The following is a 16897-nucleotide window of genomic DNA, read 5'->3' on the forward strand; positions in this document are numbered from 1 at the left end:
GGAGGCGGCTCCCCCAGAGGCGACAAGCATAAGACAGGACAGCCACAAAGGCGTTCTTTGCCTTTTTGGATGGCATGGCTTATGTCTCGAGCCTTTAGCCGCCGAAGCTGGACAAATAGAAAAGCGGAGGCGGCTCGCCCAGAGGCGACAAGCATAAGACAGGGCAGCCAAAAAGGCGTTCTTTGCCTTTTTGGATGGCATGGCTTATGTCTCGAGCCTCTAGCCGCCGGAGCTGGACAAATAGAAAAGCGGAGGCGGCTCGCTCAGAGGCGACAAGCATAAGACAGGACAGCCACAAAGGCGTTCTTTGCCTTTTTGGATGGCATGGCTTATGTCTCGAGCCTCCAGCCGCCGGAGCTGGCCAATTCGCAAATCACATTTATACTTCTATAAAGTTAGTGACGGATGATCCTGTTGGGTCATCCTTTTTGGTTTATACGTTTCTTTTTTGGAAACATTATGACTATCATGATCATCGGAGGCTTACCATGAATTTACCAACGATCCATACCAACATCTGGGATGCCGTCATTGCCATCCCTGTTATCATCCTGCTCACCCAGCTCATCAAGCTGACCATAAAGCCCCCATCCTTCCTGGTCCCTAACATCGCTGTCCTACTCGGACTGCTGATCTCCATTTTCATCAGTCACAAAGGACATTTTGTTGTCGGGACCTTCATGGGCTTCTTCTACGGATATGCAGCCATCGGAAATTATTCTTCATTAAAAACAACGGTGTTGGCTTATAGGAAGCAGCGTGAGGTCGTTAGGTAGGGATGGTTGCGAAGTGGGGTGATTTTTGGTTGGGAAATGAGCTGGGGAAAAATCCCTTATTTATATAATAAATGTGTAGCTTTATATACAACAAGGTCTGGCGGGAGTAAATATTGTTTACTTTTTGTCTTACCTGTAGCAGGGAGATTCATTTGACTAAGGAGTTTAACAGCAATATTTGCAGATGTAAGATTGAGAAATTTGCGCATTTCACTATTTGTGATGGAAGGCTTAAAGAGAAGCGAATACTCTGCCAACGCCTCGATATGTGCATTTTTATTGGTTTGCCTGCAAAATCTACAGCGCCATCTGCCGGAAACCCTTTCCATTGAAAATGAGTTGCAGCTTTTACAATAGATACCGGTTTGAATATCGTGTTCAGACAATCCAAATAGTTCCAATACATCTTGATTAGGCGGTACGTGGTGTTTGATCAGTTTTCTCGATAGCTTAGTAAGATTTTTATCTGTTAAAACCTTTTTGGTGTGTACATTGCTGTATTCAAGTATCTTAACCGCCAGTTTGGTATTGCGGATCAGTCTTTTATTTATATCAGGGGCAGTTGCGGGGGCCTTAATCAGTGCCTTGGGATTGGTAAAAACCACAATGTGTTCAATAGGGACTTCTGAAAACTTATTTTCAGTCAACCACCTCTTTAATTCAGTCATTTGTTTATTCGCCTGAAGGATTGGATCAGGAAATATCTCAGTATGTCCATCAATTGTCCTGATCATCTGGCTAAAAGATGAATCAAGGTAAATTTCACCTGAAATATTCTTTACTTCGATTACTAAAATGAAAGAAGAGTGAAGAATGAGGGTATCGATCTGGAAAAAATAAGAACCAATCTTGAGCCGGATATCGTGGAGAATGATAAACTCCTTTTCTGGAAGAGAACTTAAATAATAGTCAAGTGATAGTTCCCCTTTAAAACCTGCCAATATTCTATTATAAGTTGATTCAATTTCTTGGATTCTATGATGATGATGAAGAATTCTTTTCAATAAAGCGTCGAGCTGCAACAATAGTTTCGGAGGCTCATGTTGCTTAAGGGTCAATATGGTCACTCCTAACTTTTTGAATTTTTAATAGGGGGTTCATGTGGAGTAATTTGCAATTATTATTTGTCAGGTTGGGTACTAATAGGTGAGTTTGTACTTTTTTAGACGGATGGGCTATATATTTCGATAATTGATATGATGAAACTGTTGACTTTACAGCATTTCCCATGAAACATGTCTGTTTAACTTCTGGATTGGACTTGGATGAGTCAAGGAAAACAATAATCCTGCCATTTTCACACTTATTCCTGCCAATTTCACACTTATTCCTGCCAATTTGAGCATTAATCCTTTCAATTTCAGGCTTAATCCTGCCGATTCTTCCAACAATCCTGCCGAAATAGACATTAATTCTGCCATTTAACAAAAATTGTAAATTATTATCGCCTCTTTCATCATTTAGTCAGAAAAAACTACTCTCCATAAACCAAATTATACCAAACACCCACCCCCATACAAGATCAATTTCCTCAAAAATACACCCACACGTTTCAATCCCCCTTCCAAAAGGGAATGGGATAGTAAACATAGTATGGTAACTTGTACTCATTGGAGGATCACGAAGAGATGGAATTACACAACGGGGAATTATTTTGGCCAACAACCTATAACGATACAGAAAAAGAGTTTGATACCCATTACGATGTTGCGATCATCGGAGGCGGGATGTCTGGTGCGCTTTGTGCCTATGTCTTGTCCCGGGAAGGCTTGAAAGTGTCGATCATTGAAAAAAGACAGCTAGCTTCCGGGAGTTCTTCCGCGAACACGGGGCTGCTTCAATTTTCAAATGATATCATGCTTCATGAATTGATCGACCAGATCGGCGAGGAGAAAGCGGTCCGTTTTTATAAACTTTGTCAGGAAGCGATCGATCATCTTGAGGAAGTTGCGATGAGTGTGCCGGTGTCACCCGAGTTCACACGCAGAAAGAGCATTTATTATGCGAGCACGCCGCTGCATCTTCCCAAACTGAAAAAAGAATACAAAACATTGAAACTGCATGAGTTTCCGGTCGAATACTGGTCCCGCAAGGATATGAAGGAGCATCTTCCTTTCTCGAAGACCGGGGCGTTGATTACCCGCGGCGATGCGGAGGTGAATCCGTTCAGGTTCGTAAATGGGATATTTGACTATTTGAAGGATCATGACACCACAACTTTCGAGGGTACAGAAGCGCTTGAGGTAAAAGAAGACCGCGGCAGGGTCTTGATCGAAACGACTAAAGGGAAACTGTCAGCATCACACGTCGTCTACGCGACTGGTTATGAAACGCCGCGGCTCGGTGAACACATTGGGACTGAAATCAATCGTTCTTATGCGATTGCCACAAAGCCGGTTGAAGATTTGTCAGAGTGGCATGAGCGTTCGCTTATCTGGGAAACGAACAGGCCTTATTTATATATGCGCACGACCGTGGATAACAGGATCATTGCAGGCGGACTGGATGAAGATCCGGCAGAAGCACCGCAAAACATGGAAAAAATCGAAAACCAGGGAAAGCGGATTGAAAAAGAAGTGCAGAAACTGTTTCCCGAGTTAGACATCGAAATGGAATATGTATGGGGGGCAAGCTTCGGGGAATCCCTCGACCACCTGCCGTATATCGGGAGGCACCCGGATATGGAACGAATCTATTACCTGCTTGGATATGGTGGAAATGGCACGGTTTACAGCATGCTCGGTTCAAGGATACTCAGGGATCTGATCCTTGGCCGCCCGAATCCGGATGCAGGCATTGTGAAACTGGACCGGTAGGAAGAGCATGCGCTTTGATCACCCCCGACAAGAATCGGAGTGACCGGTCAAGTGCCTCCACCCGCCGGACCGAAAATTCACGAGTCGCTGAAACAGAACAGATAAGTAAAGGCAGAAGACCCCCGCCGGTCTTCTGCCTTTTTGCTCCTATGTTCATTAACCATCCCTGCCCCATTTGTATACACTATCGTAGAACTCAAAGAGTAGGCGATTTACATGGATAATGCGTTTAAATCCACATTTGGATCCTGGATCCAGGCAATCGGAACGGTACTCTCTGCCATCGGGAATACGCCGAGCAAGACTTTGCCGGAAGATACCCTCGATAACATCGATATTGTTGGAAACGAGCTGCAGGCGACAGGGAATGCCCTTGAAGCCGATGCGATCGCTGATCCCGCCAGCTTGACAAAGATCGGAAATCAAATTCAATCAATCGGAAATTTGACTGTGCTGACCGGAATGATGATGGATTTCAATGAAGTGACGGAGCAAGAACTCATTATCAAAGGAAACCTTCTGCAAGCTCTGGGCGGATCTGCCGCGGTCGCAGATTCCCTTGATGAAGAGCGGACGCTCGATGAACTGCTGTCCATTTACGGTAACGGTCTGCAGGTGATAGGGAACACCCTTCAGGCGATATCTGGCATACTTGAACTGAATCATGAAGACAGCGGGGACCTGAACGTAGCCGGGAGCTGGATCCAGGCTGTCGGAGCAGTGCTCTCGGCACTCGTTCAAAGTCAGCCCGCTTCCCCCGCGAGCAGTGATTCCGCAAGCAATTCATAGGATCTCATTTTGTCTTCAAAATCCGATACATTCGAAATGATCATGAATTCATCCGCAGCATAGATTTCACTGAGTAATTGTAACTCTTCCTTCACTTTTTCAGGCGTGCCGACAATGGTGCGTTTGCGATTTTCTGCGACTTTCTCCCTTTCCCTGGCCGTGAATATTCGATTTGCCGCTTCTTCCTTTGAAGGGATGCGGGTATCGATTCCTCTTTCTACCTCCAACAGCCAGATGTCCTGGCTGCGGGCAATCTCCTCTGCTTCCTCCTGGGTCGGTGCACATATAACAAATATACAGACGTTGCTGACGGGTGCCTTTAATCCTGCAGATGGCTGAAAATGAGTATGATAATAATCCAGTGCCCTTTTCCCATTACTCGAATTGATGAAGTGTCCATAGGTAAAGGCCGTCCCATGCTCTGCCGCAACCCGGGCACCCCGATGTGAGATTCCGAGTATCCATGTCATCGGCGGCTGTTGAACGGAGGGATATGCTTTTACCCTTGATCCTTCGTGGAGGTATTGCTGCAGCTCTCCTACCTGTCTTGGAAATTCATTCATACTTTTCTTGAGTCCATCCGTCAGCGCCAGACGCGTTTCATAAGACCCGCCCGGTGAACGGCCGATCCCTAAATCGATGCGTCCGGGAAAAAGGGTTTCCAGCACCTTGAAATCCTCCGCTATTTTATACGGGCTGTACTGAGGAAGAAGAACCCCTCCCGATCCTACCTTGATGTGCTGTGTCATCGATGCAAGATGCGAAATCAGCACTTGTGGTGCAGAACCGGCGAGACCGTTCGTATTATGATGCTCCGCAACCCAGAAGCGGGTAAAGCCGAGTTCTTCAGTACGTTGAGCCAGTTTCACTGTTTCTTCAAAGGCCATTCTCGCGTCCTGTCCTTTCGTTATGACCGACTGATCAAGTACACTCAATTTCATGCCAATACCTCCACACTCCACCTTTTAGCCTGTATTATCCCATTCTTCCCCGCTCTTTCAAAAAAAATTGCTTATTCGGTATACTTTTCATTTTTCCATTTACAATAAGGAAGGAATCCATACCAGGAGGTCCTTTCATGAAAAAGAAAAACCCTTACCAGCCAGAAGACCGTAAAGTGGCTCCCACTTATGATGAAGAACAATCCTTTGGTGAAGATGCGACAGAAGAGGATGTGAAACATGGAGATGCAACGATGGTCACTCGTCTCGTCAATGATGAGTACGATCCAAGTGAAGGATAACTTTAATAAAAAGCCGCCTCGTATCATGCTGTAACCCTTTCGGTTGATAGGGAGAAAAAGCATTTGCAGTTGTTTTTGCAGGTGAATTAACAAAGCTTTTTACAGATTGTTTTGAAGTGGAAAATGAATGAGAAATTGTACAAAAAAGAGGCGCTGCCATATTGATTGCTCCGCCTCTTTTTGATGTATATCCCCAGTTAGCATAATATACAACTTACAAGAACTGGTAGCCCCATAATAAAAACAGATATTTATAAAAACAATGTGGTTTATATCTTCATAAAAACACTTCTCATTATTTTTTCAAAATGTTAATCGTTTTTTGGTTGCTCATCCAAGACGTTTTTTAAAGGTTTTTGAAGAACGTTCACAAAAGCTGCGATGACGCTTGTTGCTAAAATACCCATTAGACCCAGTGATATCGGACCTGCTGGGTCGTCACCTGTGAATTGAGCAAGCACCCTTAAATAAACTATTGCTATCAAAATGAAGAAAATGACAGTAAAAGCACATTTTTTTATTAGCTTCAAAGATTTAAGAGATAACTCAGAGAAAGCATTGTTCTTTTCGATATAGGTTAAAAGTTTAAATACTTGATACAACACTACAGAAAACGTTATACATATTCCATATGCACATGCCAAAAGTGGATATAGCGAATAATCACCCGGGCGCTCTATCGCATCTCTTCTGGTTGCTTCAGGCAACAAATATATACACACCGCCAGCACCGCAATTCCAATAAGAAATGCAATGACCTTTAAGAAAAAAGTTGAACTTAGTTTAACTTTCATATAAAGCACCCCGCTGATTTAATGATAAAATCACTTTAACACAGTATTTATTGATTCTCAATAAATACTTTTTGTTTTCCGTTATGTTATTATTGCTATAACTTGATTCCGATAAAAATATTGAGCGTTTCTCATTACAAAGAAACGCTCTTACTTTAAAAAGTTAAAATTATAACTCCTTCCGCCAACCTGCCTTTAATGAAACATCACTGGCAGTCCATCATTCAGAGTAGTCTGTAAACATTAACTTGTCATAAGTTGAATGCAATAACGACTCTTCCGGCTAATTTGTAATACAAAATGCAGCCCACCTTGCTACAGCACGTAAATTTATGCGGTAGTGTAAATTGGCCTGCAAATTAGTATGCAAAATCAAGCAAAAAAATACCCAAACCATTGGTATGTCAATAAAAATGCGATACAATTTGTTATACAAATTGTACCGCAATTTACCTTGCAATTTATTGGTTTCTCCCTCTCATCCGAACGAATTATATCATGCTTCGAGGCGGCTTGATTTCTTAAATGGTTAAATACAGCTTGTTTCCTGAAGGATCTTCTATTGAAATCCTTCCGTTTTGGTCCTGGTTCACATGTTTTCCAAGCGTTTTCAGCCGGCTGATTGCGGTGTTTCTTTCCTCTCCGCTTGGAAAATGAATGGTGAACGAACTTAGTCCCACACTTTCCCGGGCAGGTCTAGGCGCTCCTACCCCGTTCCAGGTATTCAATCCAATGTGATGGTGGTAGCCGCCCGTCGAGATGAATAGAGCCTGATTTCCAAATTTCGAGACGACGTCGAAGCCGAGTCCCTTTGTATAAAATTCTGCTGTTTCATTTAGCTCGGCCACATGCAGATGAATATGCCCCATCAGTGTGTGCGGAGGGAGCCCTGTCCAAGGTTCTCCTTTCCCCTCCGCTAAAATGGCTCTGGCATCGATCGGGTCGACGGCCATTTCCACCTGGTCGCCATTCCACGTCCAAGTCGAGGCCGGTTTATCCCAGTAGACTTCGATTCCGTTGCCATCCGGATCACTCAGGTAAAGTGCTTCACTCACCAGGTGATCGGATGATCCTAACTTGATATTCTTCTGAGCAAAATGGTTTAGAATTCGCCCTAAGTCTGCTCTCTCCGGTAATAAAATCGCAAAATGGTAAAGTCCTGTCGTTCCAGGCTGTTTTCGAATGACGTTCTCCGGCTGCTCGATCGTGAGCAGTGTTGAACGGCCGTCCGCAGTCAAGCTTGCTACATTTTCTGACTGATGAAGTACTTTAAAGCCGATGACTTCTTGGTAAAAGTTCAGTGACCGACTCAGATTTTCAACCTTTATCGTGACCTGGCTTACATGTGCATGAGGATGCTGGTGAAAGTTCATTTCAATTTCTCCTTCTATGATTGACTTACATTCGATTGAAAAAGTTTGGTGTCCAATGACAATGAGGCCGGTTTATTAAGGATGAAATAAACGGAAACCGCCAGAAGAATAAAGTCGAGTTCATAGCCTGCCCCTTGTCCGTTTCCTAAGAAACCGGCAGCAAGCTTCACTTTAACGATTGCGCCTGCCAAAATAATAGCGAAAAGGGCTGCAACTATTCTTGTTCCAAACCCAAGGATCATCGCGATCCCACCGATTAATTCAATCAGCGCTACCACATACGCGGCAAGACCCGGCAAGCCAAGCGTCTGGAAGAATCCAGCCGTATTTTCAATACCTCCTTGAAACTTACTTAAACCGTGAATGAAAAAAGTCAATCCTAATGCAATCCTTAAAATCAGTGCCCCTATTTGTTGAGAATTCATCTTTGCTGCTTCCTTTCTGTTTTGAGATCTTTTATTTAGTTACTTTATGTAACCTATATTATTTTAGTAACTAACTTTTGTCAAGTAATTAATTTATATTTAGTTAGTACTTATGTTATAATAGAGGTATTACTAAAGGAGTGATAAAGGTGAATACATCCGACATTTGCCCGCGGTTCGAAAAAGCGGTAGGCATCCTGAGCCAGCGCTGGACCGTCCTCATCATCTATCAACTGCTTTCCGGCCCGCAGCGGAACTGCACCATCAAAGATGGCATCGGCATAAGCGGCAGACTCTTATCAGAACGCCTCAAAGACCTTGAAGAAGAAGGCATCGTCGAACGGAAAGTATACCCGGAAACCCCGGTCAGAATCGAATATTCCCTCACTGAAAAAGGATATTCAATGGAACCGCTGGTGAAACATATAGAAAAATGGTCCCAGGATTGGATAGAGAAGGAATGAAGGGCTCGTCATTTGATGGCGGGTCTTTTGTTTTGGAGTTGACTTGTTTTGTGAAAGTTGGTGAGGTCATAGGTTGTGCCTTTTTTGGTGCCGGTAGTTGGGAGGTTGAGGGATTTTAGGAGTCTGGATGCAGCATGCCTGGAGTTAAAATGCAAAAAGCTTCTTAACTCTCTGTTTGTGATACGTGGACCTATTATTAATTCATAATCTCGTAATGCTTTTATATGACCTTCCGCATCACGATTTTTACACTTTGAACAAAACCAGGTCCCATGGATTCTATTTAGAGGACTATAGCTGCATTTTTCACACATTACCCCTGTAATGATTTCACTAGAAGAAATATTTAAACGTTCCAGAATGGATTGATTTGCGGATTCATGTTTTTTCTTTAGAAGTCTTATAAGTTTTTTCAAATCTCGGTCCATGTACGATTGTTCTTGAACAGAGTCAGCAATTTTATTAATAATATTAGGGAGCATTTGTTTATGAATTATTTTTGAACGAATAGAATGGTTGTGCTTAAACTTATGTTGCTTCAACCACTTTCTCAATAGTGATTTCTGTCTGCCGACTTGAAGCAGGGGATCCGGATAAGAAATCTCTTCACTGCCTTAAATTTGGATCATTTGGTTAAAGACTGGATCAAAATATATAGTTCCAGCCAAGTTTTTAACTTCAATTATTATTATAAATTTGTGAGACAGAAGTAGTGTGTTCATTTGAAAATAGGTATCGTTAATCTTTAACCTCAATCCATAAAGGATAAAGCAGCTATTTTTATCTAACATCTTTAATACATAATCTAATGACACTTCACCTTTATGACCAGCTAATCTTTTATGGAATTCATCTGATATAAGAGGGATTTTCGGGTGGTGGGGAGTCAGTCTGCCTTGTAAAGCATCCAATATAAGAATAACGCGGGGGAATTCACGTTCATTTACATTCATTTGATCACTCCATTTTATTTTATATTCTCCTTAACTATTGAGAAACCCTTTAAAATAAAGGACGAATATTTGTAACGAATGAAGCATGTGACATTTATGATCGAAGTTCCCACTATATGATCGCTATTTTGTTTTTAAGATCGAAATATCAATTTTATGATCGATATTTACAATATATGATCGAACCAACGATTCTCCGACATAAATCGACACTACCTGCTGCACCCCCCTTTCCAATCTTCAAAAACAGCGAATAAGAATGATAATTATTATCAATACTATCTAAAAACAAGACAACCACGCCAATGGTTGCCTGCCGGAACTTTATTCAGGGACGAATAGAGCTCCATATTACATATTCATAAACGTTACATACCCGGGTCGAATGTTTTACAATCGGTTTCTTCGCTGTTATGAGCCTTGTTCCCCTTATGACTGACGACGAAGATTTGGTCCGCTGAGCATTTTTTGCCTTCTTTGTTGTATTTGCAATTGCTTACTTCACATAGTACATCTTGTGCCATGTTTCTTCACCTCCTCAGTTATCATTAGATTTCTCTAATTTTCTTCTGTTCATACCTTGAGGTGTTAAAAATCATATACCCGCTCGTTCGTTATCATAACCACTTCTCTTTGGCCATATAATCAATATGGATACTACACAAAGGGGGATTTTTGATGGAGCAGAGACGTTTGTATCATGTTCAAAATCTTGCTTTTGAGATCATGGATGAAATGAATGCCGATAACGAGCTGAAAAATAGAGTGGATCTGAAGCATGTCGTCGATCATTTATCGAGGGCAATCGGGAGTCTCGCAGATCCGTCGGGTACGTTTTCGATGGATTATGTCGAAGAAAAAATTGCGGCTGCGCATTACTCGATTTTTCACAACGAGAAGAAACTGGCATGTCTGAAGATCAAATCACCTGCTGTCAAATGACAGGAACGAAAATCTGCCTAAGCTGGTTACACATTAACCGGTTTGGGCAGATTTTTTCATAAAATAAATAAAGGAAATCTTCCTTTCATTCAGAAGTCTTTAGAGTAAGAAGTCCATGAAAGAAAGGCAGGTTACATAATGAAACGAATACCAATCGCACTGCAAATGTACACTCTCCGCAACGAATCAGCTGAAGATTTTACAGGAACATTGAAAAAAGTTGCCGAGCTTGGCTACGAAGGAGTGGAGCTTGCGGGGTACGGTGATGTAAAGCCGGTAGAATTAAGACGTGTGCTTGATGATCTGGGGCTGAAAGCAGCTTCAAGCCACATTCCGCTTTCCGAACTAAGAAACGATTCCGCTAAGGTGATCGACGTCCAAAAGGAATTGGGCAGCAAGTATGTGGTATGCCCTTATCTGGAACCGGAAGAAAGAACGGAAAGTGACTATTTCAACTTGATCGATGACCTGAATGAAATAGGCGAGAAATGTGCAGTGGAAGGCCTCACCCTTTGTTATCATAATCATGATTTTGAATTAACTGCCTTAATCAACGGCCGCCCTGTATTGGAAACCATCCTTCAGGAAACAAATCCGGAATGGGTGAAAGCTGAATTCGATATTTACTGGCTGACGTTTGCCGGAGAAAGGCCGGCTGAATGGCTTGAACGTTACAAGGACCGATCCCCACTGGTTCACCTGAAGGATATGACGACGGATGGCGAACGATTCTTTGCGGAGCTTGGGAGTGGCGGTGTAGATCTTGATTCGGTGCTTGCCTTCGGGGATGCAGGAAGCGTCGACTGGTGGATCGTCGAGCAGGATGAATGCAGGGATTCTCCTATCCGAAGTGTTCAAAGAAGCCTGGAGTATTTGAAGAAAAAGAAAAACCAGTGAAAGGCAGGGACCTCGAACGTAATTAGGCGCATAGGACTTTCTTTATGCAAAAAAAAGACTACAAGGCCCTTGTAGTCTTTAACCGCCGCTCACTTTCAACGGATTGCAGCGATTTTTCTCATTTCCGGGATATCCAGACCGAAAGCAGTATGCAGCAGTTCGGCGGCATTGTGCATGTCGCATCGTTTCACGACGGCAGTCACGCTTACCGGAGAATCTTCGGCCAGCCTGTATTCAATCCCTCCTCCAGTCAATACCTTCGCCGCTTTGCCCTGAATGACAGGATGCGTACGGATGTTGCTTCCGATGACGGCTACTTTCGCCAAGTCTACTTGTGTTGTAACTTGATCAAATTTCAATTGGTCTTTCTTGTCCTGAATTAGTTCCAGTACATCATTCACATCATTTTGATGAAGGAGAAACATCAGTTCACTTCCAGGCAACTCCTTGAAAAAATCACACTCGATATTCCTCGTTTGAAGTAATGAAGTGATTGCTGATTTCGCTTCCTTGCATTCAGGCATTCCGCAAAGGGCGATGCTCGTTCGGTCTTGTTGAAAGACGATTCCTATAACGGGATACCGGTCCGATCTTTTGGAGGAAACATTGATGAACGTCCCTTTTTCTTTTGTCAGACTCGAGCGCACAACCATCGGGATTCCGTACTTTTTCGCATGTTTGACGGAGCGCGGATGCAGGACGCCCGCTCCCCTTGCTGCCAGGTTCAGCATATCATCGAACGTCAGGGATGAAATTTTGGCAGCATTTTTGATATATCTGGGATCTGAGGTGTAGACGCCGTCGACGTCCGTAAAGATGTCGCAGCGTTCCGCGCCAAGCCGGGCTGCGAGTGCTGCTGCCGTTGTGTCGGATCCGCCCCTTCCCAAAGTAGAGATGCAGCCTTCTTCCGTTACGCCTTGAAAGCCTGCTACCACGACGACCTTCCCTTTACCGAGTTCCTTCATGATCGGCTCCGGGTCAATTCTCTTGATTTTGGCATTGCCGTGAACAGAATCCGTCAGAATGCCCGCCTGACCTCCAGTGAATGAAATGGCGGCCGCCCCTTTTTCCTGCAGTGCCATAGCAAGGAGAGCGATCGTTACCTGCTCTCCGGTCGACAAGAGCATATCCATTTCTCTTTTAGCCGGCTGTGAGGACATGTCTTTGGCCAGCGTGGTCAATGTATCGGTTGTGTCCCCCATCGCAGAAACGACCGCGACGACGTCATTTCCCCTGTTCTTTTCCTCAATCACTCTTGAAGCCATGCGTTTGATATTTGAAGCGGAACCCACTGAGGTCCCCCCGAATTTCTGTACGATAATACTCATATGCTAAACCTTCTTTCCCTGGGATTAAGAGAATTGATCCGTTATGATCCTTCCGTTACTGAACGGCTGCTTTTTCTTTGAAAAGGGCGAGGGCATTGTTTACTTTTCCAAATTCCGAAGCGTGCGGACGATCGTCGCCGTCAGAGTATCCGTAATCGATCATGCGGTTGCGATTCAGACAAAGTTTCGTCAGCTGCGGCTTGAAGAAATCAAACAGCTCGAAACGATCCTTCAGTTCCGGGAATCTTTCCTGATAATCCCCGATGGAATGTGCGAGCAGACCCCAGAATGTTTCTTCATCCATGATGTCATGATTGACAAGGATATGGCTTAGATAGCGAAGATGGCAAATGAACAAACCGGTGAAAATGAATTGTGTCAGTCCTTCCGGCGGCTCGCTTCTTAATACCTCTTTGAATTCCTTCGACAAGCCCTGAAGCTCGGGGAAATCCTGATCCGAAATGTTGACATCATCCACGAAATCCTTGATGGCCAATCGGCAGGGCACGGAATCTTTCAGCACGACGATCGTATTCTGACCGTGCGGCGAGAAGACCGTCCCATATTGATACAAGTAGTGAAGCAGCGGATCCATGACGACCTTGAAGAATGTTTTCATCCACTCTTCCGCCTGAAGTCCGGAGTCTTCAATCAGGCTCTGTACATATGGTTTACCTTCATGATCTTCATATAAAAGAGCGGCCAGCGTGATCGCTTGTTCACCTTCATCGAGATACGTATAAATGCTTTCCCTCCAAATCGTCCCAAGCATTTCCAGATACTGATATGGAGCCTGCTTCACTCCGGTATAATACCGGTGATCGACATTCATGCTGGCATTTTCGCCGGGAAGGATGACGCGGCATTCGTCTTTCAGGAATGAATCATGATCCGCGATGCCTTTGATGAGCTCTGTTACCTGAGGCGCAATCAGGGTGCGTTCTGAAGGAAGACCTCTGTAGACGAGCGTATTTAGGATGCTCATCGGAAGCTTCACATGATGCTTCTCTTTGTGCGTGGTATTCACGAATGTCCGGATCGACTGCTGCGGCAGATAGCTGTCGCTTCCTTCCCCTAACGGAATGATTGTTTTTTCGGCAAGTTCCTCAGGGAAGTTCTGAATCAGGACATTTTTCCACTGCCATTCGTGTACGGGCATGAAGAAATAATCCCCAGGGTCTTTCCCTTGTGAGATCATTTTTTCTTCAAAAGAGGACCTATCTTCTGCTGAAAGTTCCGCAGCAAGCAAGTCTTCATATTTCAACCCATCGATTGATTGGAAGGAAGCGGTTGTTTTCGCAGCCGCAATCCAGGAAAGGCGGATTTCGTTCTGATGTTCAGGGGCAAAGTTCAGATAGTCATCGTATCCAAATCCGATGCGGCCTTTATTGTATGTAATCCATGGATGTCCGGTCATGAAGCCTTCAAGCTCAGCGTAATCGACGTGGATCAGCTCGTCCGATGATTTCGGTTTTTTCCCAAGAAGATGGGCGTCCGCAATCAACGTGGCGTTCAGTTCTTTGATCAGGTGCCCGACGGTCTCAGATGACATCGGAATGACCTCCTGCAGGTCGATTAAAAGTTCGATCGCACTGACTGCAGGCTTTGTTTCTTCGCCATCCCTTATTTCGATTGTATCCGGCTTCACATCATAGCTGTCAAAGAATCTTCTCTTCGCCTGATAGCGATAGTATTTATGGGGTGAAACCTGAAGGGAATACGTGATCGTCTTTCCTTCTTCGCTAAGCAGATCCGGCTGGATCATATCTTCGTACATATACTCCGATAACATTTTTGCGATCAGTTTGCGGTTGACCTTTTTCCAGTTGTCCTCTTTTAAAACCTTCTGAATGTCGCTGGCAAATTGCATGGGATCCCTTCTTTCTTATTTTTCTTGGGGTATTAACATTTTTTGTATTACTGATAAGCAAAATTGGCTCTACATGGATGCTTTAGACACAGCGTTATGTCGTTCTGGACTTTATTCCCGGCTGTATTATCATTCATCCTGCAGGTTTTGACTTTATTCCTGTGGATCTGATTTGGATTCCTGCTGATTTAAGAACTATTCCTGCCGATTTGAGGTAGATTCCTGCCGATACCGCACATTATACTGTCGACTTAACGACTATTCCTGCCGATTATGGCCTCCTTCCTGCCATTTTACAAAAATCCCCATAAACTCAAACCCACTCTGCCTCCTAACAGAAACAAACGATCTAAATCCCGACAGGTGAACGTTTCTCCACCCCGAATGTCTGAAACACATTCTTCGTCCTGACCGGGTATACTTCCCGGCCGGCCAGCTGATTGATGATGACGGCATTCCGGTGGGCGCCGAGTCCGAGGTCGGGTGCTCCGACGCCGTGCGTGTGCATTTCCCCGTTTTGAATGAAGATTTCGTTATCACCATCGAGATATGTCTCAAGCCGGTAATCCTTCGTTATCTTGAATCGTCCAGCTTCGTCACATACCAGTTCCTCCTTCATGTCCGACAAAAACGACGGAATCGCTGTTTTATAGCCAGTCCCGAGGATGACAATATCCGTCTCCTGAGTAAACGATTCTTCTTTCACAAGGTGATCACCGCGGAGCTCATAGCTGCTGCCGCTCGTTTCAATTCCGGTGATTTCAGTCATTGCCTGCATGGAAATCGGCGGGTAGTCACTTCCGATCGACCGCTCGTATAAATAATCATAAATGTCAGCGATTGTTTCGGCGCTGATCCCTTTGTACAGGAGAGCCTGGTCTCTCAAGAGGGAATCCTTCATTTCCTGAGACAGGCTGTAGAAGAAATCGGTATAGTCGGGTGAAAAATATTCGAGACCGAGTTTTGAGTATTCCATCGGGAAGAATCCTTTTGAACGGGTATACCAATGTAATGTGAATCCGTGTGATTCCTGTTCCTTTGCCACATCCAGAAATACTTCCGCAGCACTTTGTCCTGAACCGATCACCGTGACTGAGCGAGCACCTTTAGAGATTTCTTTTTTCTCCAGGTATTGAGATGAATGAAATACGCTGTTTCCGAGATGTGCGCTGAAGTGGCGGGGTACGGCCGGTACAGAGCCGATGCCCATCACTAGGCGGCGCGTGTAGAATCGTTCTGCGGTGTGCAGTGCATCATTCCAAACCGTTATTTCATAGCCCTGACTTCCATCTCCGAGCCCTGACGGAACGACCCGTTCCACTTCCATCCCGAACCGGCACTGTTCCAATTGTTCCGAGACCCATCGGCAATAATGGTTGTATTCTTTTCTCGGGATATGGAATTTTTCAAGAAAATAAAAGTGGTATAAGCGATTGTGCTCCTGCAGATAGTTCAGGAAGCTGTATTTGCTCCTGACGTCTGCCATCGAGACAAGATCCGCGAAAAACGGCACCTGCAGGGTCGTTCCATCGATCAGCATTCCGGGATGCCAATTAAATTCACTTTTTTTCTCTAAAAACAGCGACTTCACATCCGGGACTTCGTCAAGCAAGGCGGCCAGCCCCAGATTGAAAGGACCGATCCCGATGCCGATCACATCATAAATGTCCTTGCTCACAGCGCCCACCTCCTTTCAAATCCTTCCCGCTCACAGGCCATGAGCAGGCCGGTTTTGTCCGGCAGTTCAATGGGTCCGATACGCTGGAAACCGCATTTCGTGAAGACATGGATCATTTTTTCATTCCGTATATCCGGTTCTGCCATCACTTTCTGCGTCCGTTCCTCTTGAAACTGGAATCGGACCATTTCCCTCAACATTGGCAGGGAGTATCCTTTTCCCAGGAACTCTTTATCACCAATCAACAGATGGACACCTTGATCAAACGGAGCCGGTTCATAAGCCTTTTCCAGCACGTCTCCCTCGACCCGGTAGGCTTCCCAATAGCTCATCGCCTCGTCATTCAAAAAGCCGAGATACAGGGTCTGATGCTCATCTTTCAGTGACTTGCCGAGATGAGTGCGAAACTTTTCAAGGGAGATGTTCAGGTGCCAGAATGGATGTACATGCTCTTCCCCCATCCAGTCGTGAATCATGTCGACATCACGTTCAAGCTCCACTTTTTTAAAAGAAATTTTCTTATCCAGACTTTCATCATAGAATTCATAG

At 44.4% G+C, this 16897-nt stretch carries 20 protein-coding genes; 7 read left to right on the forward strand and 13 right to left on the reverse strand.

What is annotated here, in order from left to right; genetic code table 11:
* Nucleotides 1-488 precede the first annotated feature (488 nt).
* Nucleotides 489-776, forward strand: a complete 288-nt coding sequence (locus V6B33_RS04020; protein WP_334216472.1) for a hypothetical protein — start codon at nucleotides 489-491, stop codon at nucleotides 774-776.
* Nucleotides 777-832: 56 nt separating this feature from the next.
* On the opposite strand, the gene V6B33_RS04025 is transcribed toward V6B33_RS04020, so the two are convergent.
* Together V6B33_RS04025 and V6B33_RS04030 are read right to left on the reverse strand one after the other, a co-directional pair.
* Entirely contained in the window at nucleotides 833-1834 is a 1002-nt protein-coding gene (locus V6B33_RS04025; protein WP_334216473.1) for a nuclease-related domain-containing protein, read from the reverse strand.
* Between the two features lie 156 nt (nucleotides 1835-1990).
* On the reverse strand, nucleotides 1991-2185 hold the full coding sequence (locus V6B33_RS04030; RefSeq protein ID WP_334216474.1) for a hypothetical protein: 195 nt from the start codon (nucleotides 2183-2185) through the stop codon (nucleotides 1991-1993).
* A 219-nt stretch (nucleotides 2186-2404) separates the two neighbouring features.
* Between V6B33_RS04030 and V6B33_RS04035 the strand changes: the two genes are divergently transcribed.
* A complete protein-coding gene (locus tag V6B33_RS04035; RefSeq protein ID WP_334216475.1) occupies nucleotides 2405-3592 on the forward strand; it encodes an NAD(P)/FAD-dependent oxidoreductase in 1188 nt (395 codons plus the stop codon).
* Between the two features lie 216 nt (nucleotides 3593-3808).
* Nucleotides 3809-4381 (forward strand): DUF6944 family repetitive protein, encoded by a 573-nt coding sequence (locus V6B33_RS04040; protein ID WP_334216476.1) that lies wholly within the window; start codon nucleotides 3809-3811, stop codon nucleotides 4379-4381.
* Here the strand turns inward: V6B33_RS04040 and V6B33_RS04045 are convergent.
* Nucleotides 4336-5322 (reverse strand): LLM class flavin-dependent oxidoreductase, encoded by a 987-nt coding sequence (locus V6B33_RS04045; protein WP_334216477.1) that lies wholly within the window; start codon nucleotides 5320-5322, stop codon nucleotides 4336-4338. The two genes, V6B33_RS04040 and V6B33_RS04045, sit on opposite strands and share 46 nt — an antisense overlap.
* A 137-nt stretch (nucleotides 5323-5459) precedes the next feature.
* On the opposite strand from V6B33_RS04045, the gene V6B33_RS04050 reads away from it, so the two are divergent.
* Nucleotides 5460-5624, forward strand: a complete 165-nt coding sequence (locus tag V6B33_RS04050) for a hypothetical protein (RefSeq protein ID WP_334216478.1) — start codon at nucleotides 5460-5462, stop codon at nucleotides 5622-5624.
* Between the two features lie 311 nt (nucleotides 5625-5935).
* Here V6B33_RS04050 and V6B33_RS04055 read toward each other — a convergent pair whose 3' ends face one another.
* From V6B33_RS04055 to V6B33_RS04065, 3 genes are all read right to left on the reverse strand, one after another.
* Nucleotides 5936-6418, reverse strand: coding sequence for a DUF2975 domain-containing protein (locus tag V6B33_RS04055; protein ID WP_334216479.1), 483 nt, complete (start codon nucleotides 6416-6418; stop codon nucleotides 5936-5938).
* Between the two features lie 521 nt (nucleotides 6419-6939).
* Nucleotides 6940-7791 carry a VOC family protein gene (locus V6B33_RS04060; RefSeq protein WP_334216480.1) on the reverse strand — a complete coding sequence of 284 codons (852 nt, stop codon included), beginning with the start codon at nucleotides 7789-7791 and terminating at the stop codon, nucleotides 6940-6942.
* 14 nt (nucleotides 7792-7805) lie between these two features.
* Nucleotides 7806-8216 (reverse strand): DoxX family protein, encoded by a 411-nt coding sequence (locus V6B33_RS04065; RefSeq protein WP_334216481.1) that lies wholly within the window; start codon nucleotides 8214-8216, stop codon nucleotides 7806-7808.
* A 149-nt stretch (nucleotides 8217-8365) separates the two neighbouring features.
* On the opposite strand from V6B33_RS04065, the gene V6B33_RS04070 reads away from it, so the two are divergent.
* Nucleotides 8366-8680, forward strand: a complete 315-nt coding sequence (locus V6B33_RS04070) for a winged helix-turn-helix transcriptional regulator (RefSeq protein WP_334216482.1) — start codon at nucleotides 8366-8368, stop codon at nucleotides 8678-8680.
* An 8-nt stretch (nucleotides 8681-8688) separates the two neighbouring features.
* Here the strand turns inward: V6B33_RS04070 and V6B33_RS04075 are convergent, their stop codons facing one another.
* The 3 genes from V6B33_RS04075 to V6B33_RS04085 form a co-directional block, all read right to left on the reverse strand.
* Nucleotides 8689-9222 (reverse strand): hypothetical protein, encoded by a 534-nt coding sequence (locus V6B33_RS04075; RefSeq protein WP_334216483.1) that lies wholly within the window; start codon nucleotides 9220-9222, stop codon nucleotides 8689-8691.
* A gap of 72 nt (nucleotides 9223-9294) precedes the next feature.
* Nucleotides 9295-9633 (reverse strand): nuclease-related domain-containing protein, encoded by a 339-nt coding sequence (locus V6B33_RS04080; RefSeq protein WP_334216484.1) that lies wholly within the window; start codon nucleotides 9631-9633, stop codon nucleotides 9295-9297.
* A 368-nt stretch (nucleotides 9634-10001) separates the two neighbouring features.
* Nucleotides 10002-10157 (reverse strand): DUF1540 domain-containing protein, encoded by a 156-nt coding sequence (locus V6B33_RS04085; RefSeq protein ID WP_172249629.1) that lies wholly within the window; start codon nucleotides 10155-10157, stop codon nucleotides 10002-10004.
* A 154-nt stretch (nucleotides 10158-10311) separates the two neighbouring features.
* Between V6B33_RS04085 and V6B33_RS04090 the strand changes: the two genes are divergently transcribed.
* Nucleotides 10312-10575: a hypothetical protein gene (locus V6B33_RS04090; RefSeq protein WP_334216485.1), complete on the forward strand. Its 264-nt coding sequence runs from the start codon at nucleotides 10312-10314 to the stop codon at nucleotides 10573-10575.
* Nucleotides 10576-10713: 138 nt separating this feature from the next.
* Entirely contained in the window at nucleotides 10714-11472 is a 759-nt protein-coding gene (locus V6B33_RS04095) for a sugar phosphate isomerase/epimerase family protein (protein WP_334216486.1), read from the forward strand.
* Between the two features lie 95 nt (nucleotides 11473-11567).
* Here V6B33_RS04095 and V6B33_RS04100 read toward each other — a convergent pair whose 3' ends face one another.
* The 4 genes from V6B33_RS04100 to V6B33_RS04115 all read right to left on the reverse strand — a co-directional run bounded on the left by V6B33_RS04100 (nucleotide 11568) and on the right by V6B33_RS04115 (nucleotide 16875).
* The gene (locus V6B33_RS04100) at nucleotides 11568-12800 is read right to left on the reverse strand and encodes an aspartate kinase (RefSeq protein ID WP_334216487.1); all 1233 of its coding nucleotides are present in this window, start codon (nucleotides 12798-12800) and stop codon (nucleotides 11568-11570) included.
* A 55-nt stretch (nucleotides 12801-12855) separates the two neighbouring features.
* A complete protein-coding gene (locus tag V6B33_RS04105; RefSeq protein ID WP_334216488.1) occupies nucleotides 12856-14670 on the reverse strand; it encodes an IucA/IucC family protein in 1815 nt (604 codons plus the stop codon).
* Between the two features lie 349 nt (nucleotides 14671-15019).
* On the reverse strand, nucleotides 15020-16348 hold the full coding sequence (locus tag V6B33_RS04110) for a lysine N(6)-hydroxylase/L-ornithine N(5)-oxygenase family protein (protein WP_442915465.1): 1329 nt from the start codon (nucleotides 16346-16348) through the stop codon (nucleotides 15020-15022).
* On the reverse strand, nucleotides 16345-16875 hold the full coding sequence (locus V6B33_RS04115) for a GNAT family N-acetyltransferase (RefSeq protein ID WP_334217052.1): 531 nt from the start codon (nucleotides 16873-16875) through the stop codon (nucleotides 16345-16347). The genes V6B33_RS04110 and V6B33_RS04115 overlap by 4 nt, the downstream gene beginning before the upstream one ends.
* Nucleotides 16876-16897 lie beyond the last annotated feature (22 nt).

This window comes from Mangrovibacillus sp. Mu-81 (assembly GCF_036867415.1).
Classification (GTDB): domain Bacteria; phylum Bacillota; class Bacilli; order Bacillales; family Bacillaceae_B; genus Rossellomorea.